This is a genomic window from Mucilaginibacter kameinonensis (assembly GCF_003675385.1).
Taxonomy (GTDB): Bacteria; Bacteroidota; Bacteroidia; order Sphingobacteriales; family Sphingobacteriaceae; genus Mucilaginibacter; species Mucilaginibacter kameinonensis.
In genome coordinates this window covers 1,019,118-1,040,092 of record NZ_RCWZ01000003.1, presented here as the reverse complement: position 1 = coordinate 1,040,092, position 20,975 = coordinate 1,019,118, and the positions used below count along the sequence as shown (strand labels likewise).

20 protein-coding genes are annotated in these 20,975 nt (G+C 42.0%); 9 read left to right on the top strand and 11 right to left on the bottom strand.

The window, feature by feature from the left end:
• Window positions 1-8: 8 nt before the first annotated feature.
• From EAH55_RS17505 to EAH55_RS17485, 5 genes are all read left to right on the top strand, one after another.
• Window positions 9-545, top strand: coding sequence for a carboxymuconolactone decarboxylase family protein (locus EAH55_RS17505; RefSeq protein WP_121810765.1), 537 nt, complete (start codon window positions 9-11; stop codon window positions 543-545).
• 90 nt (window positions 546-635) lie between these two features.
• Window positions 636-1,253 (top strand): pyridoxamine 5'-phosphate oxidase family protein, encoded by a 618-nt coding sequence (locus EAH55_RS17500; RefSeq protein ID WP_121810764.1) that lies wholly within the window; start codon window positions 636-638, stop codon window positions 1,251-1,253.
• A 64-nt stretch (window positions 1,254-1,317) separates the two neighbouring features.
• The gene (locus tag EAH55_RS17495; RefSeq protein WP_121810763.1) at window positions 1,318-1,743 is read left to right on the top strand and encodes a VOC family protein; all 426 of its coding nucleotides are present in this window, start codon (window positions 1,318-1,320) and stop codon (window positions 1,741-1,743) included.
• Window positions 1,744-1,751: 8 nt separating this feature from the next.
• Window positions 1,752-2,285, top strand: coding sequence for a hypothetical protein (locus tag EAH55_RS17490; protein ID WP_121810762.1), 534 nt, complete (start codon window positions 1,752-1,754; stop codon window positions 2,283-2,285).
• Window positions 2,286-2,544: 259 nt separating this feature from the next.
• On the top strand, window positions 2,545-3,777 hold the full coding sequence (locus tag EAH55_RS17485; RefSeq protein WP_112574103.1) for an ROK family protein: 1,233 nt from the start codon (window positions 2,545-2,547) through the stop codon (window positions 3,775-3,777).
• Between the two features lie 104 nt (window positions 3,778-3,881).
• Here EAH55_RS17485 and EAH55_RS17480 read toward each other — a convergent pair whose 3' ends face one another.
• From EAH55_RS17480 to EAH55_RS17450, 6 genes are all read right to left on the bottom strand, one after another.
• Window positions 3,882-4,742: a hydroxymethylglutaryl-CoA lyase gene (locus EAH55_RS17480; protein WP_121810761.1), complete on the bottom strand. Its 861-nt coding sequence runs from the start codon at window positions 4,740-4,742 to the stop codon at window positions 3,882-3,884.
• A gap of 241 nt (window positions 4,743-4,983) precedes the next feature.
• On the bottom strand, window positions 4,984-6,297 hold the full coding sequence (locus EAH55_RS17475) for an NAD(P)/FAD-dependent oxidoreductase (RefSeq protein ID WP_121810760.1): 1,314 nt from the start codon (window positions 6,295-6,297) through the stop codon (window positions 4,984-4,986).
• 236 nt (window positions 6,298-6,533) lie between these two features.
• On the bottom strand, window positions 6,534-9,524 hold the full coding sequence (gene secDF / locus EAH55_RS17465) for a protein translocase subunit SecDF (protein WP_121810758.1): 2,991 nt from the start codon (window positions 9,522-9,524) through the stop codon (window positions 6,534-6,536).
• Window positions 9,525-9,638: 114 nt separating this feature from the next.
• Window positions 9,639-10,121, bottom strand: a complete 483-nt coding sequence (locus EAH55_RS17460) for a dihydrofolate reductase (protein ID WP_121810757.1) — start codon at window positions 10,119-10,121, stop codon at window positions 9,639-9,641.
• 90 nt (window positions 10,122-10,211) lie between these two features.
• The gene (locus EAH55_RS17455; protein ID WP_121810756.1) at window positions 10,212-10,577 is read right to left on the bottom strand and encodes a four helix bundle protein; all 366 of its coding nucleotides are present in this window, start codon (window positions 10,575-10,577) and stop codon (window positions 10,212-10,214) included.
• Window positions 10,578-10,656: 79 nt separating this feature from the next.
• On the bottom strand, window positions 10,657-11,478 hold the full coding sequence (locus EAH55_RS17450) for a thymidylate synthase (protein WP_121810755.1): 822 nt from the start codon (window positions 11,476-11,478) through the stop codon (window positions 10,657-10,659).
• Between the two features lie 181 nt (window positions 11,479-11,659).
• On the opposite strand from EAH55_RS17450, the gene ispE reads away from it, so the two are divergent.
• On the top strand, window positions 11,660-12,460 hold the full coding sequence (gene ispE / locus EAH55_RS17445) for a 4-(cytidine 5'-diphospho)-2-C-methyl-D-erythritol kinase (protein ID WP_121810754.1): 801 nt from the start codon (window positions 11,660-11,662) through the stop codon (window positions 12,458-12,460).
• A gap of 385 nt (window positions 12,461-12,845) precedes the next feature.
• Here the strand turns inward: ispE and EAH55_RS17440 are convergent, their stop codons facing one another.
• The 5 genes from EAH55_RS17440 to tgt form a co-directional block, all read right to left on the bottom strand.
• A complete protein-coding gene (locus EAH55_RS17440; protein WP_121810753.1) occupies window positions 12,846-13,733 on the bottom strand; it encodes an NAD(P)-dependent oxidoreductase in 888 nt (295 codons plus the stop codon).
• Window positions 13,734-13,736: 3 nt separating this feature from the next.
• Window positions 13,737-14,015, bottom strand: a complete 279-nt coding sequence (locus EAH55_RS17435; RefSeq protein ID WP_121810752.1) for a lipopolysaccharide assembly protein LapA domain-containing protein — start codon at window positions 14,013-14,015, stop codon at window positions 13,737-13,739.
• A gap of 1,009 nt (window positions 14,016-15,024) precedes the next feature.
• Window positions 15,025-15,930 carry a DMT family transporter gene (locus EAH55_RS17430; protein ID WP_394339777.1) on the bottom strand — a complete coding sequence of 302 codons (906 nt, stop codon included), beginning with the start codon at window positions 15,928-15,930 and terminating at the stop codon, window positions 15,025-15,027.
• Window positions 15,927-17,030, bottom strand: a complete 1,104-nt coding sequence (locus EAH55_RS17425) for an LptF/LptG family permease (protein ID WP_114940302.1) — start codon at window positions 17,028-17,030, stop codon at window positions 15,927-15,929. Before EAH55_RS17425 ends, EAH55_RS17430 begins: the two co-directional genes overlap by 4 nt.
• A gap of 65 nt (window positions 17,031-17,095) precedes the next feature.
• Window positions 17,096-18,226 (bottom strand): tRNA guanosine(34) transglycosylase Tgt, encoded by a 1,131-nt coding sequence (gene tgt / locus EAH55_RS17420; protein WP_121810750.1) that lies wholly within the window; start codon window positions 18,224-18,226, stop codon window positions 17,096-17,098.
• Window positions 18,227-18,448: 222 nt separating this feature from the next.
• Here tgt and EAH55_RS17415 point away from each other — a divergent pair, with 222 nt between their 5' ends.
• Genes EAH55_RS17415 through rsmG form a run of 3 tightly spaced genes read left to right on the top strand, consistent with a single transcriptional unit; the run spans window position 18,449 to window position 20,782 of the window.
• On the top strand, window positions 18,449-19,570 hold the full coding sequence (locus EAH55_RS17415) for a glycosyltransferase (protein ID WP_121810749.1): 1,122 nt from the start codon (window positions 18,449-18,451) through the stop codon (window positions 19,568-19,570).
• On the top strand, window positions 19,561-20,166 hold the full coding sequence (locus tag EAH55_RS17410) for an RNA polymerase sigma factor (RefSeq protein ID WP_112574090.1): 606 nt from the start codon (window positions 19,561-19,563) through the stop codon (window positions 20,164-20,166). The genes EAH55_RS17415 and EAH55_RS17410 overlap by 10 nt, the downstream gene beginning before the upstream one ends.
• Entirely contained in the window at window positions 20,156-20,782 is a 627-nt protein-coding gene (gene rsmG, locus EAH55_RS17405; RefSeq protein WP_121810748.1) for a 16S rRNA (guanine(527)-N(7))-methyltransferase RsmG, read from the top strand. The genes EAH55_RS17410 and rsmG overlap by 11 nt, the downstream gene beginning before the upstream one ends.
• Window positions 20,783-20,975 lie beyond the last annotated feature (193 nt).

Here is a 20,975-nt window from a genome sequence, read left to right as displayed (position 1 = left end):
AACATAAAATGAAAACTTTCGCAATTCCAACAAGAGAACAAGTAACTCCAGAAAATCAGGCCATATTTGATACATTAACCAAAGTAGTGGGCCGCGTGCCAAACCTGTTTGCAGTTTTTGCAACTTCAGACCATGCGCTTGCTAGCTATATAACACTTTCAAACGGTAAAACATCATTACGCGCTAAAGAAAAAGAAGCCGTAAACCTTATAGTAAGCCAGGTAAATGATTGTGCTTACTGTTCTGCTGCTCACACAGCCATCGCTAAAATGAATGGTTTTACTGATGACCAGATCCTTGAGATCCGTGGCGGTTCAGCTTCATTTGACCCTAAAATTGACGCTTTGGTTAAAGTAGCTAAATCAATTACCGAAAATAAGGGTCATGCCGATCATCAAGTGGTTGAAAACTTTTATGCTGCCGGTTATACACAAGCCAACCTGATTGACGTAGTTGTGGCCGTTGGTGATAAAACCATCACCAACTATGTATACGCCTTAACCCAGGTTCCAGTTGACTGGCCAGCTATCCCGGAAGTCAAATAATTGTCGATTTATAATTTAGTTTACGCTTTTATGCCCGCCTTGCTTCTGTAAGGCGGGCATAACTGTTTATTTTTATAAAAAACCTATATCATGAACTTTGCACGTTTTGCATTTACCGATGGGGTAAAAAAACTCCAGGAAAAATATGGCAGCCGCCCGGCTTACGCTCGTATGGAAAATATGCTGGCCGATAAGGAAGGGATTACCGAGGCCGAACAAATGTTTATTGAAAGCCGGGATAGTTTTTACATGTCCAGCATAGGCGAAAACGGTTACCCGTATATTCAGCACAGGGGAGGGCCCGCAGGGTTTATCAAGGTGATTAATGATCATACCCTCGGCGTGGTTGATTTTAGAGGGAACAAGCAATATATTTCTGTTGGCAATGTGATGGCGCACCCGCAGGTATCTTTGTTTTTGATGGATTATCCGCATAAAACAAGGCTCAAAATCTACGCCGACGCCCGGATTGTTGAACTTGCCGATAATCCCGAATTGTTTGATTTGATTGATCCGTCAGAATATAAACACACCGCCGAACGGATGCTTATTTTTGATGTAAAAGCGTTCGATTGGAATTGTCCGCAGCATATTACACCACGTTACACTGTTGAAGAGATCAAAGAAGCTTTCGCCCCGCAAAACGAATATGTGCTTAAATTGGAGTACGAAATAGCCAGGCTTAAAAAACAGCTGGAAGAAAAATAAGCTGCTTTGATAATTATGTTTCAATAGTTTACCTTAGTTGCAGATAACAACCAGTGGTAAACCGATGAGCAATAACCAGCAAATAATTCCGATGCTTGCCTATGAAGATGGCCTTGCGGCTATGGACTGGTTATGTGATGTATTTGGGTTTACCGAAAACATGCGGATGACGGATGACGCCGGTCGCCTTGCTCACGGTGAGCTAAAAATGGGCGATAGTTTGGTGATGCTGGCCGAGCCCTCGCCTCATTATCAGGGGCCGGCGCGTCATGCTCAAAGTTGCGAGATTGCTGCCAAATGGAGCACAGTACCTTACATTATAAACGGCGTTTTAGTTTATGTAGATGAGGTTGTGGCTCATTATAATATCGCGAAAAGCAAAGGCGCGATCATACTAAGCGAGCTTGAATATGGTTTTCCGGGTACCCGTTATCGTGCTGCCGATCTTGAAGGGCAACGCTGGGTGTTTATGCAAATTGAAAAAAATTAAACCACCTTATGACGGCACTGTTTCACTTTTTATTTGTAGTACTCAAATCATATCTACTTGCCCTTATTTATGCGCCCATCGTTTGGTTTTTATGGGTACTGATTCTGAAAGCCCGGAAAAAGTATACCGGTTTTAAATGGTCAAAAGTATTTAAAGTTTATACTGTTGTCGCCCTTTTACTCATCGTTTTTTCATTCACCTATTATGGCGATCACGGTCTTGGCGACAGTCCGCGTATTCCGTTGGGGTATGGCGAAACAATGGTAGGAGATAATCAGTTTGCATCTTTTACGCCTAAAGGCAAAAATGAACAGATCCATGTAAAAGCATTTGCCTTGAAAGGGGATAACCTTTCTATGGCGGTAGATTCGGGATACAAAGTATACAATTTAAAAACTAAAGGCGTTGTAAACTTCAGCGAAGGGCAAATGTATGATGCTTTTGCTTTTTCATACGGCTTACCTTTATCGCTCCAGTTACGGAGTTTCAGACCTCAATATGACGAATATTGGAACGGATGGCGGTTTTGGCTGTTGCCGTAGCAGATTTTAACTTTAAATTGATGTAATTGGCTTTGAATAGCTAATTTTTAACCAAAACCTTTACAGATTGTTATCGTACACGGATATTATAGATATTTTTGTGCCTTGTAGGCAAAAAGTACATTAATAGTGTCCATGTACTAACAGCAGGTTAATACTGTAATAAATACAGTTGTACTTTATTACTTTATTTATAATTTTATAAATGCAATACACTAAGGGGCTTGGCCTGTTATAAACCAAACTATAAATTTTGTTAATGGAAGTTACGACTAAAGGGGTAAAAGGCAGCCAGTTAAAAAATATGATCATTAAAAGGCTTTATTTTAATAAGGCCATGTCGTGTGCTGGATTAAGTGAGTTATTTGATAAAAGTATCCCTTCTATAGCTAAAGCTATAAATGAATTAATGCACGAGGGCTTTGTGGTTGAGCAGGGTTATGCCCCGTCAAGCGGCGGACGCCGGCCGTTAATGTACTCTGTAAAATCAAGTGCTATGCATATTTTGGCTATCGCGCTTGATCAGCTCACGGCCCGTATCCAGATGTTTGATTTATTGAACAATCCGGTTGCCGATATGCTCACTTTTGAGCTTAAACTGCTCAATAACCCGGATGCTTTACCTAAACTGGTTGAAGAGATCAATAGTTACATCGCGCACAGCGGTATCTCTAAAGATAAAATTGCAGGCATCGGTATTGGTATGCCCGGATTTATAAATATCACCGAAGGCATCAACTACACTTACCTGGATGCCGGCGGACAAAGCTTAACCGCCTATCTCACTTCAAAAACGGGTATCGCTACTTATATCGATAACGACTCGAGCCTTATAGCGCTTGCCGAGCAAAAGTTTGGTATTGCCAAAGCACAGCAGGAAGTTATGGTGATAAACCTGGGCTGGGGTATTGGTTTGGGGATGATTGTAAACGGCAAACTCTTCCGCGGGCATAACGGCTTTGCAGGCGAACTAAGCCATATCCCGCTATCAGAAGATGGCTCCCTTTGCGAGTGCGGTAAACGCGGTTGCCTTGAGGCCGAGGCCTCATTACTTGTTGTGGCCCGTAAAGCCATTGAAGGTATAAAAAAAGGCCGTGTAACCAGTTTGAAATACAACGAGGAAGATCATTCTAAATTAATAGGTGATGCCCTTTTAGATGCCGCGAATAATGGTGATCAGTTTGCGATCGAGTTGCTTTCTGACGCGGGTTATAAAATTGGGAAAGCCATTGCAATCCTTATCCACATTATGAACCCGGCTATCATTGTTTTGAGTGGTCGCGGCGCTAAAGTGGCCAAAATCTTAACCGCGCCAATGCAGCAAGCATTACATAAATACTGTATCCCGCGCCTTGCAGCCGGTACCGAACTACTGGTATCCGAACTTGGTTTTGATGCCGAACTGATCGGAGCAGCTGTACTGGTGATGGAAAACTTTGACCGTGTGGTAAAAACTAAAGCAGTTAAAGCTGCTAAGAGCGCTGCGGCGTAATGCAACAAAAATGTCATTGCGAGGAGGAACGACGAAGCAATCGCACGGAGACTGAGCCGCTCTGTATAGCATGCGATTGCCGCGCTTCGCTCGCAATGACACGTTTATAAAACATCTCCAAACACCCTATCCGAATAACCCAGAGCTTCCTGGAATTTATCCATATTAAGCCCTGTGGGCTCGTTTTGTGCTTTTAGGTAAGCCATCAGGTTTTCAGTAGCGATATTGCCTGTAAGGTCATCTTTGGCCATTGGACAGCCTCCGTAACCCTTAAGTGCAGTGTCAAAGTTTTTACATCCGCTTTGATAGGCTGCGGCTATTTTAGGCTGCCAGGTATCTGGTGTAGAATGAAGGTGGATACCAAACTCAGTATTGGGGAATGGACGGCAAAGGTTTGGGTAAATACTGCCGATCTGTTCTGCATCTGCAATGCCTATGGTGTCGGCAAGGGCAATGTTTTTTATGCCTTCCGCAACCATCTTTCCGGCCCAGTGTTCGATGATGCCGGTGTTCCATTCGTCGCCATAAGGGTTCCCGAAACCCATAGAAAGATAAACCAGTAATTGCTTGCCGTTTTTATGGCTCAGTTCATTTATCCGCTGCACAGTTTCAAAAGCCTGATCAATGGTAGAGTTGGTATTTCTTAGCTGAAAAGTTTCGGATATGGAAAAAGGATAGCCGAGATAGGTGATCTCTTCATGTTTAACCGCGTCTTCGGCGCCCCGGTAGTTGGCAATGATAGCCAATAGCTTTGAGTTTGTGCTACTCAAATCGAGTTTCTTTAATACCTCTGCTGTATCCTGTAACTGAGGGATAGCTTTGGGAGATACGAAGCTGCCGAAGTCAATCGTATCAAAACCCACCTGTAAAAGCAGGTTGATATATTCGGCCTTTACATCGGTAGGAATAAAATCATGAATACCCTGCATAGCATCGCGGGGGCATTCTGTTATTTTGATTGCCATTTTTTTTGCTTGGTATGAACGCCTGTTATAATATTAGAGAGCGTCATTGCTGTAAGGTACGAAGACAACCGACCGGAGGGAGCTCATTAATTGATACCTATAAAAAACAAATTATAATTATTAATAATCCCCGATTAGCAGGTCGGCCTTGCATAGCTAGCGATTGCTTCGTGCCTCACAATGACGTTTCTGATGAAGCGTAGTTAAAGTAAAAATATGAACATCTTTTCAAATTCCCTACTCAATCAACCGTATTAGGCAAATGCTGATCTTCCGTTAAGCCTTCGCGCTCAAATTTGCGGATTATAAGCCTTGTACCGCCGTTGTAGGTTACATAACTTGATACCCAGTTAATGAATACAATCACTTTGTTACGGCCGCCCAAGAGCGATATCAGGTGCACAAACATCCACACCAGCCATGCAAAAAATCCCTGGAACTTTACTTTACCCAAATCAGCCACTGCCTTATTACGGCCAATAGTAGCCAATGAGCCTTTGTCATTGTATTTAAAAGGCGATGTTTGCTCGCCGTTAATGATATGAATGATGTTTTTGGCTACGTGCTGGCCCATCTGTATCGCTACCTGTGCTACGCCCGGGTGTCCTTTAGGCGTTTCGTCGGTGATCATCGCTGCAACGTCGCCGATTGCAAAAATATTGTTAAAGCCTGCTACACGACCAATGCTATCTACCTTTATTCTATTCCCACGTTCAAGAACGTCTTTATCAAAACCTTCGGGAACAACCCCCATAACCCCGGCACTCCAGATCACATTTTTGGTACGGATGGTTTTACCGCCTTCAAATTTGATCTCTTCGCCATTATAGCTTTCTACCTTTACGCCGGTTAGCACCTCAACGCCCATATTGGAGAGGAAAGTGCGTGCAGCGTTTGATGCCTGCTCGGAGAAAGGGCCAAGTACTTTCGGCAAAAAATCGACCAGGTACACCTTCATATCCTCTTTTTTAAGCTCAGGATAATCTTTGGTTAAAACGTGGTTACGGAGCTCGGCCAGTGAGCCGGCAAGCTCAACACCGGTTGGCCCGGCGCCCACCAGCACAAACGTAAGGTACGGGTCGCGCTCGGCTTTGCCTACTTTAAGCAGGGCTTCCTCAATGTTCTGCAAAATAGAATACCGTAGGTTCAGTGCCTCAGGGATTGATTTCATCGGCATAGCATAATGCTCAATGTCTTTATTGCCAAAAAAGTTAGTGGTTGAACCCGTTGCTATTACCAGGTAATCATAAGCTATATTGCCTATGGTGGTTTCGAGCATATTGTTATCCGCATCAACCCTGGTTACCTCGGCTATCCTGAACCTGAAGTTTTTCTGACTGGCAAAATTCTTTCTTAATGAGAAAGCTATCGACTCCGATTCGAGGCTGCCCATAGCCACCTGGTATAACAGGGGCTGAAATGTATGGTAGTTGTGCTTATCAAGCATCAAAACGTCAACCGGTTTGTCCTTTAGCTGCTTTGCTACCTGCAGACCGCCGAAGCCGCCGCCCACTATCACTACTAAAGGAAATTTTGAATTACTGGATGTATTCATGAGCAGGTTGTTATTTAAATTTATTCTTTTACAGACACTTGCTATCCATATGCAGGTGTTGCACAATCACCGTGCCGCCAATGCTGATGCGTGCAGAAGTACAGTGCAATTATACCTCATTGTTTACGATATGCAACACCAACTGTCGGTTGTTTTTATACTTTTTTATGGCAATTGGTCTATAACAAAAAAGGCCCCAAATTACTTTGGAGCCTTTCAGTTATTTAAACTTTATATTATTTAAGGTCTTTCTTTCCAAAGTCAACGATTACCGGTGTTGCCACACAGATCGACGAGTATGTACCGAAAAGAACACCAATTAACAACGCGAATGAGAAGCCTTTGATCACATCACCACCAAAGATGAACAATACTAACAATACGAATACCACGGTTAAAGCAGTGATAATGGTACGGCTTAATGTACTGTTGATGGCTTTGTTGATAACCTCTTCTGGTTTTTCGTTTTTGTTTGAGTGCTCAAGGAATTCACGGATCCTGTCAAATACTACCACGGTATCGTTAATTGAATAACCAATAACTGTAAGGATAGCCGCGATAAACGCCTGGTCAATATCTAATGAGAACGGAAGGAAACCATTGAATAATGAGAAGAACGATAATACCAACAGTGCATCGTGAGCGGTAGCGATCATCGCGCCCAAGCTGAACTGCCATTTACGGAAACGGATCAGGATATAAGCGGAGATCACGAAGATGGCGAACAATACGGTATAGATAGCTGATGTTTTTAACTCATCGGCTATAGTAGCACTTACTTTTGAACCACCTAAAATGTTGCTGTCGCTGATTTTGGTTTCGGCTTTGGTAGCTAATGTGCTCACCAATGTAGCGCGTACTTTAGCGTCGGCAGCAGTTGAGTTATCATTGAACAGGTAGTTGGTAGTGATACTGAATTTATCGGTCCCCATGGTTTTAACCTCGGTACTACGACCTAAAGTAGCGTCAATTGCCTCGTGGATCTGCTCGGTAGTAACAGTTTTGTTAGGGAAGCTAACGATGTAGTTACGGCCTCCTTCAAAGTCAACACCGTAGGTAAAGCCGCGGGTGAAGATAGATACCAAACCTGCAGCAATGAACAAGCCTGAGAAAATGTAGAACTTACCGCGGTTTTTTACGAACGCGAAGTTTGCATTTTTGAAGGTATGTGAGCTCCATGGGTTAGAGAATTTGATATCCATGCCTTTATCAAGCATCCACTCAAATATAACCCTTGAAATCAATAATGAACAGAACAATGAAGTAGCGATACCGATCATCAAAGTAGTTGCAAAGCCCTGGATAGGACCTGAACCAAACACAAACAGGATTAAACCGGTAAGGAATGTACTGATCTGTGAGTCAAGGATTGAAGGTAAAGCGTGTTTGAAACCGTCAGAAACAGCAACCCTTAATGATTTGCCTAAGCCGAGCTCTTCACGTACACGTTCGTAAACCAATACGTTAGCATCTACCGCAATACCCAAGGTTAATACGATACCTGCAACACCCGGTACAGTTAATACCGCGCCTAAGCTGGTTAATACACCCATCAGGAAGAAGATGTTGATAACTACCGCAACTACCGCTACAGTACCTGCACGGTTGTAGTAAGCAATCATGAAGATCAACACTACCACCAAACCTAAAACACTTGAAGTGATACCTGCAGTAATAGCTTCCTGACCTAATGACGGACCTACAATTGACTCAGATACGATGTGAGCAGGAGCAGGTAAACGGCCAGCTTTTAATACGTTGGCTAAGTCGCGGGTGTCATCTATGGTGAAGTTACCAGAGATTGACGATACACCACCTGAAATTTCGTTTTGTACAGTAGGAGCAGAGTATACGTTATCGTCCAATACGATGGCGATAGCTTTTTTGTTAGTACCAGATGATGCTTCGGCAGTAACGGCACGCCATTTTTGAGCACCTTCTGAGTTCATGATCATCACAACCTCGGGGCTGCCTTTCTGGTCGTTATCAGCACGGGCATCGTTAATTACGTCGCCTGACAGTACAGGGCCATTATCAGCACCGGTAAGTTTAATAGCGTATAACGCGAAAGTTTTAGTGTTTTTAACCGGTTTTACTTCCCACAAAAATTTGATGTTACGTGGGATAACCGCTAAAACATCCGCACTGTGCAGGTATGAGTTAACTTTAGCAGTATCTTGTAATGGAGCATAACCAACAACCGGGCCTGGGCCTAATTGCTGCTGACCATTTGCGCCCTGACCAACATTTAATGACATTACTGCAAACAGCGGGTGCTGTGAAGCCAATTTTGTTTTGCTTAACGAAGCAGCTGAAGTATCGTTTTTAGCTGCGTTTTTCTGAACCTTGCTTAATAACGAGCTACCTTTAGCAGTATCTGCTTTTCCGGCAGCAAGTTTAGCAGTAGTATCAGCTTTTGCTGATTTACCTGTATCGGCTTTAGCTGTTTTGCTTTTAGCTGCAAGCAGGTTATCAACGTTGATCAGGTATTGGTAAGCCTCAGCGTTGTCAAAAGTTTCGTAAAACTCCAATTTGGCCGAGCCTGAAAGCAATTTACGAACACGCTCCGGCTCTTTAACACCTGGCAACTCAACCAAAATCCTGTTTGAACCTTGTTGCAACTGAATGTTAGGCTGGGTTACACCAAACTGGTTGATACGGGTGTTCAAAACAGTAAATGATTGTTTAACCGCTGTTGAAGCCAGATCCTCAAGGTAAGTTTTAACCTCGCTGTTTGAAGCATTAAACTTCAGGTGGTCCTGGTTATCTTTTGTTGAAAAGATGGCGGCAAGCTTACCGTTAGGGTTTAGCTTTTCGTATTCGCTTACAAATAACGCGATGTAATCTTTCTGGTTGGTTTGAGCGTTAGCCTGTAATTTATCGGCATTAGCCAAAGCCTGGTTAAAAGTAGCATCAGGATTGTTGTTGGCGATTTTCCTAACCAGTTCATCAAGCTGAATCTGCATGGTAACGTTCATACCACCCTTAAGGTCCAAACCTAATGCAATTTCCCTTTGCTTTACATAAGCATAGTCATGTTTTAACAGCGGATATACCGGCTGGTTAGAGATCGAATCTAAGTAAGTTTTCTCTTTTGTAGAATCTCCTTTGGAATACTCCCTGGCATCACTCTCAACTTTATGGGCCACCCACGTAAATGATAGCTGGTATAAGCACACCACTGCCAGTAGTATGGCGAAAAATTTAATAACCCCTTTGCCTTGCATTGAATTTGTAATATGTAATAAATTAGTTTATAAGCTTTTTTAATAAGGCAGCAAATCTAATAAAATTTCGTAAGGACAAAATTTTAAATTAAAACAAAATGATGACAAAAAATGTTACCGACGTTCAAGTGTGATAAACGAATATTTATACTTGTTTTTTTCGTCGGGCTCAAAATCTTCACGATCTTTTTCCTGCCACTCATCAGGATTTAACTCCGGGAAAAATGTGTCCCCTTCAAAATCCTGGTCTATTATGGTGAGATATATGCGGTTTGTAAGCGGAATAGCCTGCCGGTAGATCTCGGCCCCGCCAACAATAAAAACTTCGTCCTCGGCTTTACAAAGCTCAATAGCGGCCTCAATAGATGGCACAACCTCGCAACCCTCAATACTGATGGCTTGGCGGGTAATTACAATATTGCGTCGCTTAGGCAAAGGCTTGCCAACAGAATCAAAAGTTTTGCGGCCCATGATCACGGTATGCCCGGTAGTAACATCCTTGAAATGTTTCAGATCGTTAGGCAGGTACCAGAGTAGTTTATTGTCTTTGCCAATAGCATGGTTTTTGGCTATGGCTACGATGATGCTTAGTATCATTTCTTTGTGGTCATTAAGTCATTGGATCATTTTGCTTCGCGTCATTTGCGTTGCATCGTTAGGTCATTGAGTCATTTTTTTGACTTCCGCTCATATGTTTCCTTTTCCAATGAATTTGATGTAGATGTTTAGTTTTACGTGGATGGTTTCTAATTCCCGAAGCAATGACTGGTAATCTTCGTCACTGATTAGACTTCTGGTATTTGCTTTCTTAAGCCAGCCTTTTGTTTCAATAACCGATCCTCTGCTAAAGTAGCAGAAATTTTTATTTTCCTTGTAATGATAGCGTCCAAAGCCTTCAGCAATGTTTGCGCCTATTGAATCGGATGAGCGAACGATTTGCTTCCCTAAGGTGTCTTTGGCGAAATACTCCCACTTAGCCACTAAAAACCAAACTCTGTCGGCAAACGCTTCCGAAAGATTATAAACGTCAAGTTCTTCAATTCGATTACTCATGATAAGATCAGGATAGGCAAAAAAATAGGACAAGAAAAAAATGACTCAATGACCTAATGACGTAACGAAAATGACCGACTTACACCGCCACTTCCGCCTTAATATGCGGCCATGGATCATAGTTCTCGAGCGTAAAATCTTCAAACTTGAACGAGAAGATATCTTTAACCTTCGGGTTGATTTTCATGGTTGGCAACGGACGCGGATCGCGGCTTAGTTGCAGGCGTGCCTGCTCCATATGGTTGTTGTACAAATGGGCATCGCCAAAGGTGTGTACAAAGTCGCCAAGGTCAAGATCGCATACCTGTGCCATCATCATGGTGAGCAGGGCATAAGATGCAATATTGAACGGTACCCCCAGGAATATATCAGCACTCCTTTGGTATAGTTGGCAGGAGAGTTTTCCTTTAGTTTCGCCATTTGCAGTATCGGCTGGAGCTACATAAAACTGGAACAAGCTATGGCACGGTGGCAGGGCCATCTGGTTAACCTCGGCAACGTTCCATGCGGATACAATGATGCGGCGCGAGTCGGGGTTATTTTTAAGCTGGTTTACCACTTGTTTAATCTGGTCGATATGACCGCCATCTGGTGTTGGCCATGAGCGCCACTGTTTGCCGTACACCGGGCCAAGATCGCCGTTCTCGTCGGCCCATTCGTCCCAGATGCGTACGCCGTTTTCTTTCAGGTAACGGATATTGCTGTCGCCGCTCAAAAACCAGATGAGCTCGTGGATAATAGATTTGAGGTGGAGCTTTTTGGTGGTCACCATCGGGAAGCCATCCTTAAGGTTGAAACGCATCTGGTAGCCAAACACACTTACCGTACCGGTGCCGGTTCTGTCATGCTTTTGCGCGCCGGTTTCCATCACATGCCTCATCAGGTCGAGATACTGTTTCATTTTATTTTAAGTTAGATTAGGTTGATTGAGCTATATTGGGTTGATTAGGTTAATGCTTTGAGAAGGCAATGACTTAATGACCTAATGACTCAGTGACCAAAGTTTCAAAGGGCAAAGAAAAATAATCTACCTTTGGTTTCCTACGGATGTTAGCAAATACATCACGTGTTAATTACTTTGTATGATTTTATTTCCGAATGCAAAAATAAACATCGGCCTCAATATTACCGAACGCCGGCCGGATGGTTATCATAATCTCGAAACCATTTTTTATCCAATCGACATTAAAGACGCTCTTGAAGTAGTAAAAAGCGACAAGCTCAGCTTTACATCAACTGGTCTTGATATTCCCGGCCTAATGGAGGATAACCTGTGCGTTAAAGGCTACCACATGCTGAAGCAGGATTTCGATTTGCCGCCGGTTAGCATCCACTTGCATAAACATATCCCGATAGGCGCTGGGTTGGGCGGAGGCTCGTCCGACGCTGCTTTTTTCATCAGGCTGATGAACGACGAATTTAAGCTTGATTTATCTGTTGATGAGATGACAGATTACGCCCGCCGTCTTGGTGCCGACTGTGCTTTCTTTATCGAAAATAAACCAGTGTTTGCCTTTGAGCGTGGCGACGAATTTGAGAGCATTAAACTCGATCTGTCGGCTTATAAAATAGTGCTGGTAATGCCACCTGTTCACGTATCAACCGGCGAGGCTTTCAGGGGCATACAACCTGCTCCTGCAAAGGAGTCGTTATTTGATCTTATCAACGAGCCAATAGCCGACTGGAAAAAGTTTATCAAAAATGATTTTGAGCAAACTGTGTTTAAAAATCACGTGGAGATCCGAGGTATCAAAGCCGCCCTTTATGAAGCCGGTGCCATTTACTCCAGCATGAGCGGAAGCGGCGCGTCTGTATTCGGGATTTTTGCCGATACACCCGACCTGAAATTTTTAGAAACGGAGAACGAAGTGTTCTATTTGTAATATCGGATCTGGGATGTTCGATTTCGGATTCAGCTTGATTTAGAAGGCCTGCCAGAGGTAAGAAAAAAGCGTCATTGTAAGGTACGAAGCAATCTCCGATAAGCAGGTTCGCCGTGTACAATTTGGGATTGCTTCGTACCTCACAATGGTGTAATGCTGTTAAACAGACTTACGAAGTTTTTAAAACTTCGTAAGTCTTAAAATGAGGCTATCAGATAAGCGATTTTTACTTGCTCAATTACACACAAAAATGCCGGATGATATATAGATCGTTTTATTGATCAATATATCATCCGGCATTTTGTTTAAATTAGAAAATCTAATATCAAAAATTCTCAATCAAAAATTCCGAAATCGAACATCCGAAATCCGAAATCAAGACAAATTACAATCCCGCATCTTCACTCACCCCGCGTGCTATTCCTTCTACCCAATCGCTCTCGCCCCAGCCTTTGGCTACGGCGGTTAATAAGCGGCCGTGTACGGCGTTTGCGATTGGCATAGGCATCTCGCTTGTCTGTGATAATTTGAATGCAAGACGCGCGTCTTTATAGCCCAATTTTGACTTGAAGCCTACCGGCTCATACTGTTTACCGGCTATAAGCTTGCCGTAATTTTGAAAGATGGGGGCGTTGAAAAGTGTGGAGCCAAAAAACTCAGAAACCTGTGTTCTGTTCAGCCCATTTTTTTCGGCGAGGGTAAATGCTTCGGCCATCATTTCCATGGATGCCATGATCATGAAATTGCCGGCTATTTTAACCACGTTTGCCCCACCTGCCGAGCTGCCAAAATCTATTACCGCCTGACCCAATAAATCAAGGATAGGGCGGGCATCAGTTTTAGTTTTTTCGTCGCCCGAAACACAGATCCAAAGCTTACGTGCACCGGCTGCTTCGGGCCTGCCGAACACCGGAGCGGCAAGATATCGGCTACCGGCCTGCTCGTGTAACCTGGCAAGATCTTCAGAAGTTTGGGGTGAAATTGTGCTCATGGAGATGTGCACAGCATTCGGCTGTAGCGTTTTTAAAATTCCGCCGTCGCCTACAGCCGATTCTCGCAGCACTTCATCATCCGACACCATTGTGATTAAAAATGGCACGTCGGCCGCTGCTTCGGCGGGGCTCAGGCACTTAGTTACGTTGTCGGCACCGAGCTCGTCAATCTTTGAAAGTGTACGGTTGTAAACCTGTAAATGGTACCCCGAGTTGATCAGGTTTTTGGCCATGTTGATACCCATGTGGCCAAGACCTATAAATCCAATTCTTGTTTTCATATGTTAGCTGATGTATTCTCTGTCTTCGTCGCTTAGTGTATCGGAGTTGTCTTTTTTGTGTAAGGCATCATGATACCCTTCAATATCATACTTCTGTTTTTTGGGCCAGGCAACAATGAGGCCGAGCACAAAACCCGTTATGGCAACTACAAGCATCATCATTAGTTTAGATACCCTGAAAGTGGCGAACAGAAATTTGAAGTAAACCTCATCTGTGTTTTGCATCAGGACGATGGTAAGCAAAACTGCGATGGCTACAATGACTATGGTTTTAATGCTCATGATGGATGTTGGTTTTAGAGTAATACAATATCCGCTTTTTAAATGTTTAATAAAAATTGATCTCCGGTTAATTGATGTCCTGAAATCTCACTGAGTCGGAGCATGAGGAAACCTTACCTTTTTACCGCCACTTATTTACTGCCGGCAGCGATGCCAGGCATTCCCGCTGTTCTTAAGATTTCAGGATTTCATTGGGCCGACGATCATGGCTCGAAAACAGAGCGAGGATGAGCCATATAAAACTTTGTGTCTTATTTTTTCAGGGGGGAGATTTACGATCCCTGCTTTCCCTCAGTTTGTGGTTCTGGCAAATTTTCATCTCTGAAATTTCTCCGTGACAATCGTACGAGAGCGTAAAAAAAATGGCGCAAAAAAAAATTCTGTATACAAGCAGGAGAGATGCGTTGATTTTTTTTGATTCCTGAATAATTACTTCACTACACTTTGTAAAACCATTTATGTATTCACCTTAATTGAAACTTTTACCTTATATAATATGATTTAATTATTTGATTATTAAAATTATATAGCTGTTTTAAAATGCAATAATTAAAAATGCTAATATTTTTAGTTTTTTACGATTTTACTTAGCTCGCTTAATGTTAATTTATTGTTTATATAAGAAATGTAAATTTCTGATTTTTAATTTTTTATTTTTATTAATTAAATGAATATTTTAACTTTTAGTGTTTTAAATAATTGATGGAAATCCAATTTTCTGAAATTGGCTGTATGATTTTGTGTTTTGAATTTGATACACTAAGTAAAAAGTGGATTTTGTCGCTATTTTGCGCTGAAGTGTTGATTGAGCCCGGAATACCCTAAAAAATTAGAATCGCTCTGAGGGGCTAAAAACGGCCAAAACCGGCATAGGGAATTTGCCCCTATTTGGGGTTGGGAATTAGAAATACAAGATAGATTTGAGTTTTAAAACAGCTGCCCGATAGCCGGCGGATGTACGGTTTTTTGCAACCGTTTTATGATGTGGGGATGCGGAAAAGAGAAAAAGTCAGACGCGGTTTTTACGCCTGGTAATTTGCTTTTGTGCTACGGGATACAAAAAAATTGTAGACAAGATAAGGACTGCTCCACCCCAAAATCCCAGTGTCATTTTATTGATGTCGCCAAAAAAAATGAATGACATGATGATGCCGTACACCGGTTCAAGGTTGGTGATTAGTGCCACGCGAAAGGCCGACAGTTCGCGCATTACGGATACGCCGGCGACGTAAGCAAGCGATGTGCATACCGTTCCGAGCAGTACCAGGTAACCGATATCTGCAGGCTTCAACAGCATGGCCCGGGTATAGCCCGAGGTTATAAATAGGTACATGGAGATCCATACGAAGGCGCCGGAAAGCTCGTAAAATGCAATGACAGGAGCTTGTATTTTTTGTACCTGGCGCGAATTTATGATAGAGAAAAGGCTTGCGCAAACGGCACTCGAGAGCCCGGTTATGATACCCTTAGTGTATCTGCTTTCGAATTTGAAAATCAAAACAATGCCGGTGATTATTAAAAGTCCGGCCAAGATCTCCAATTTTGAAATGCTTTTTTTATTGATCAGCGGTTCAAAAATTGCAGTGAAAAGTGTGATGGATGAAAGACAAACCAGTGTTACCGCGACGGTTGAAAGCTTGATCGCGGCGAAAAAAAGGATCCAATGACCACCCACAATTGCCCCGGTAAGAACCAGTTTTATCAGTGATTTTTTATCGACCTTAAAATCGGTTTTGTTGAATTTGAAATACAAAAACAACGAAACAAAGGCTATAAGTACCCTAAACCACACCAATTGTACGGCCGAAATGCTAATCAGAGCGCCTAAAATTCCGGTAAATCCCCAAACAAAAACCGTAAAATGGAGGATAATTAGGTTCTTATTTAAGGTAGAAGGGGTATTTTGTGCCACTATTTAGGCGCTTTTAAAAGTAGATAATAGCCTAAAATGCCGAAAATGATATTAGGAATGAAAACGGCGATCAACGGAGACATGCCCCCTTTTATCGAAAATACCAGGGCAAACTTCTCTAATATAATATAGGCGAAGCATAATAATATACCTATACCCAGTGGTAAACCGACGCCTCCACGTACCTTTCTTGATGATATGGAAACGCCAATAAGCGTGAGCACAAACGCCGATAAGGGGTAAACAAACCGGTGGTATTTTTCAAAGTAAATGGCCTTTAAATATTCAGGTCTGCGCAGCTTTTCTTTGTCGATATTCTTGTTTAAATCGCTTAATGACATCGCCTGATATACGTTATCATATACAATAAAATCGCTCGGGTGCATATCTAAAACGGTATCTTTTGGCGCATCACTTTTGATGAATTGCTCCTTCATTCCGTTCACATATTTAACGCTGTATTGCATAAGCGACCACTTTCTTTTTAAAGAATCATACTGAATTCTATCGGCAATTAATTTTTCCCGCAGGGTATCGCCGTTAAATTTCTCCATAATGAAATTGTATCCAAGGTGTGTTGTTTCATCGTAATTGGCAAGATAAACAAAGGTATGCTTGTCAATTTGCATGTGTACTTCCAGCTTGGTGGGGTCATTATCCATCATGCCGTTGGCGTTTTCGAAGTCGATTTTAAGCCGGTTTGTATACGGAATTAGGTAAACATTCGCAAAAAACGATACCACAAATATGATGGTAGAAGCAATTGCATACGGTCGTAAAAAGCGATTGAAACTTGCTCTTCCGCTCAGGATCGGGACAATTTCCGTTTGGTTTGCCATCTTGGCTGTAAAGAAAATTACAGCCAAAAAGTTGATCAGCGGCGACAGCATATTCAAATAAAACGGAACGAATCCGGCGTAATATCTGAATACAATATCGTGAAAGCTGGCGTGTTTGTTCAGGAAATTATCCAGCTTTTCTGATACGTCAAATACCACAGATATCACCATGAAAATGCCCATGGTGAAGATGAAAGTACCCAGGTATTTTCCGATAATAAACCTATCGATGATCTTTAAATGTCTATGAAAAAAAGCTTTCATCTATCGGTTATTTTTGATTTTTTAATGTTCATTTTTGGGCTAAAATCTCTAAAATTTTTAATTGCTTATAAGCGTTGGCCCAGGCGTTTTACCATTATGTTTTTCCAGTCGTAAAACTCACCTGCAATGATTTTTTTCCTTGCCTCTTTAACCAACCATAAATAAAAATGCAGGTTGTGTAAGGTTGCAATCTGTGCGCCAAGCATCTCGCCAGAGTGGATCAAATGGCGCAGGTAGGCCTTGCTATAGTCTCTGTCTGCAAATAGGTCGCTGTCATCTTCAATAGCCGAGAAGTCGTTTTTCCACTTCTCATTTTTGATATTGATGATGCCATTTTTTGTAAAAAGCATACCGTTTCTCGCGTTACGGGTAGGCATAACGCAGTCAAACATATCAATACCAAGAGCTATATTTTCGAGGATATTTACAGGTGTACCTACACCCATTAAATAACGCGGTTTTTGCTGCGGTAATATATTGCATACAATTTCGGTCATGGCATACATTTCTTCGGCGGGTTCACCCACAGAAAGGCCACCTATGGCGTTACCCTCACGCTCGTATGAAGCAATAACTTCGGCAGAGCGAACACGCAGATCTTTATATACCGAGCCTTGAACAATAGGGAAAAGTGTTTGGCTGTAACCGTACTTTGGCTGTGTGCTATCGAACCTGTCGCAGCAACGTTTCAACCAGCGGTGGGTCATTTCTATTGATCGTTTGGCGTAGTTGTAATCACATGGGTAGGGGGTACATTCGTCAAATGCCATGATAATATCTGCGCCAATTATGCGCTGAATATCCATAACATTTTCGGGCGTAAAGAGATGTTTTGATCCGTCTATATGCGAGCGAAAAGTAACACCTTCCTCTTTAATTTTACGTACTTCGGTTAATGAATATACCTGGTAGCCGCCGCTATCTGTTAAGATAGGGCCGTCCCAGCCATTAAATTTATGCAGCCCTCCGGCACTTTCAAGGGTATTTAACCCGGGACGCAGGTATAAATGGTAGGTGTTACCAAGTATAATTTGCGCTGAAATATCCTGTTTAAGCTCGTGCTGATGCACTGCTTTTACAGTACCTGCAGTACCTACAGGCATAAATATAGGGGTTTGTATAGTACCGTGGTCGGTAGTGATCTCGCCGGCGCGGGCCTTTGAAAGCGGATCTTGTGCTGTTAAGTTAAATTTCATTTTAGGGTTGCAAAATTAGCAAAAAAAAGCCTCCCGACCGTTCTTTCAATGGCGTCATTACGATAAAAGCTATTTATAAAGGTGCTGAATATTAAAACCATGTTAATTAATGGCTTTTATTTTAAGGGGATAAAATAAGAGCATATTAAACTTCAAATTAACGCTGATATTGGCAGTTAATTTCATTGATTTTTAACAAATTTGCCTCATTATTTTTTTTGTTTGGAAACGTACTTACACGACGCGCTTTTTATTCTTTTTCAGCTTTGTTTTATAGTTCAGCTGTATTATCTGGTAAGCAGGCATACCCGCCTTGCAGGCTTTAAACCCGCTGAAGGACCACCGCCACAGGTTATGATCCCTGTTTCGGTTATTATTAGCGCTCGCAACGAGGCCCGTAATTTACAGGAGAACTTGCCGGCTATTCTTGAGCAAAACTACCCCGATTTTGAGGTTATTGTGATTAACGACTGCTCGTATGATGCATCCGACGAAGTGCTTGAAGCCCTGCAAAAGGAGTATCCACGCCTTAAAGTGGTTACCATTACAGAGCATGACCGCTTTAAAACCGGGAAAAAATTTGCCCTTACACTGGGAATCAAAGCCTCAAAAAACGAATACCTTATATTTACCGATGCCGATTGTAAGCCTGCTTCCGAAAATTGGATCAGCAGGATGGCAGCCAATTTTACCAGTGGTGTACAAATTGTGTTAGGTTATTCACCTTATATTAAGGCTGGTGGTTTTATCAACACTTTTACCCGTTTTGAAACGGTAAAAACAGCCACAAATTATCTGTCAAGCGCTTTAACCGGCGACCCTTATATGGGTATAGGGCGTAACCTGGCGTATACAAAATCTCTGTTTTTTAGTGCAAAAGGCTTTGCATCGCACATGCATGTAATATCCGGTGATGATGACCTTTTTGTTAATCAGCATGCCGCTGCCGATAATACAGTTATAGAGTTAAACCCCGAATCCTTCATGTTTACCGAGGCTAAAACCACTTTTAAATCGTGGTTTAAGCAAAAAAAACGCCACATGGGGGTAGGTAAACTGTATAAAAACCAGCACAGGCGCATGCTTAGTTTTGACGCAATAAGTGGTTTTATATTTTATATTTTATTAATATTATTCCTTATTTTCGGGTATGAGCCGTTACTGGCATTAGGTTTGTGCGTTTTTCGATTGATATTACAAGCGGCCATTTATAATCGTATATTTAAAAAACTGGATGCTAAAGACCTCTTGTGGTATCTTCCCTTTTTTGACATATTATATTATATGTATTTAAATGTTTTTGGATTGATCGGTACCTTTTTAAAAACTACTCAATGGAAATAAACGCCAACTTTACCGAGAATGCGAAGAATGATTTTCACCTGGTAGTGAAAGCCAGGCAAGGAGATCAGAAAGCCTATGCCGATCTGATGCACCGTTATAAAGATTCGATTTACTTTATGGTGCTGAAGATGGTAAACAACAAAGAAGATGCGATGGATTTAACGGTTGAAACCTTTGCCAAAGCATTTGAAAAACTTGAGAAGTATCAGCCTGATTATGCTTTTAGCACCTGGCTTTTTAGGGTGGCAACTAACAATTGCATTGATTTTATCCGCAAAAAAAAGCTGACCACCATGTCTATCCATGGCATGATGGATGATGACGGAGACGAAAAGCCATTACAAATTAAGGCAGATATTCTCAATCCGGAAGAAACTTCTATCAAAAAGCAACAAACCCAGGAGCTGAAATTGTTGATAGAAAGTTTGCCTACACGTTACAGAAACCTCATTACTTTACGCTACTTTGATGAGCTTTCGTACGAGGAAATAGCCCAGCAGCTCGACCTTCCGTTAGGGACTGTAAAGGCCCAATTGTTTAGGGCGAGATACCTGCTTGGTAATATTATTAACCGTTTTAACAGGGATGACATCTGAAATAATTCTACAATATTTTCCTGATTTAAGTACAGAACAACGCGCGCAATTTGAAAAACTGTCGGCGTTATATGAACATTGGAACAGCCAGATCAACGTAATTTCGCGTAAGGATATTGATCTTTTATACGAGCGCCACGTGCTTCACTCGCTTGGAATTGCCAAAGTTATGACCTTTTTACCCGGCGAAAATGTGCTTGACGTTGGCACCGGCGGAGGCTTTCCGGGTATTCCTTTGGCTATTTTATTTCCCGAAACGTGCTTTCATTTGGTTGATTCTATCGGGAAAAAAATCAAGGTTGTTACTGAAGTTGCGGCAGCTTTAGGCTTAAAAAATGTAAAGGCATCACATGCCAGAGCAGAGCAAATTGGCGACAAATTTGACTTCGTAGTATCGCGCGCCGTTACCCAATTAAAAGATTTTTATCCCTGGGTAAAAGGTAAGTTTAACAAAGAATCTAACAATAAATTGCCCAACGGAATCCTTTATTTAAAAGGAGGCGACCTCGATCAGGAGATCAAAGAATCGGGTTTAAAAGTTGTTCAATATCACCTTAAAGATTACTTCAAAGAAGAGTTTTTTGAAACCAAACAGGTGATATACGTGAAGTGGTAATACCCTTTTTTTGTTATGCCGAGTGGCTGTAAAGTATACAAAGGCTAAGGATTTTCACAGAAAATCCTTAGCCTTTGTTAATTATAGGGCTTGAAGATTGCTGTCATTCTGAGCGATAGCAAAGGATCTTCATTGATAGCCACAACCGCTATACAGGCGAAAGAACTCCTCCGTTTTTGTTCGTGATTCAATT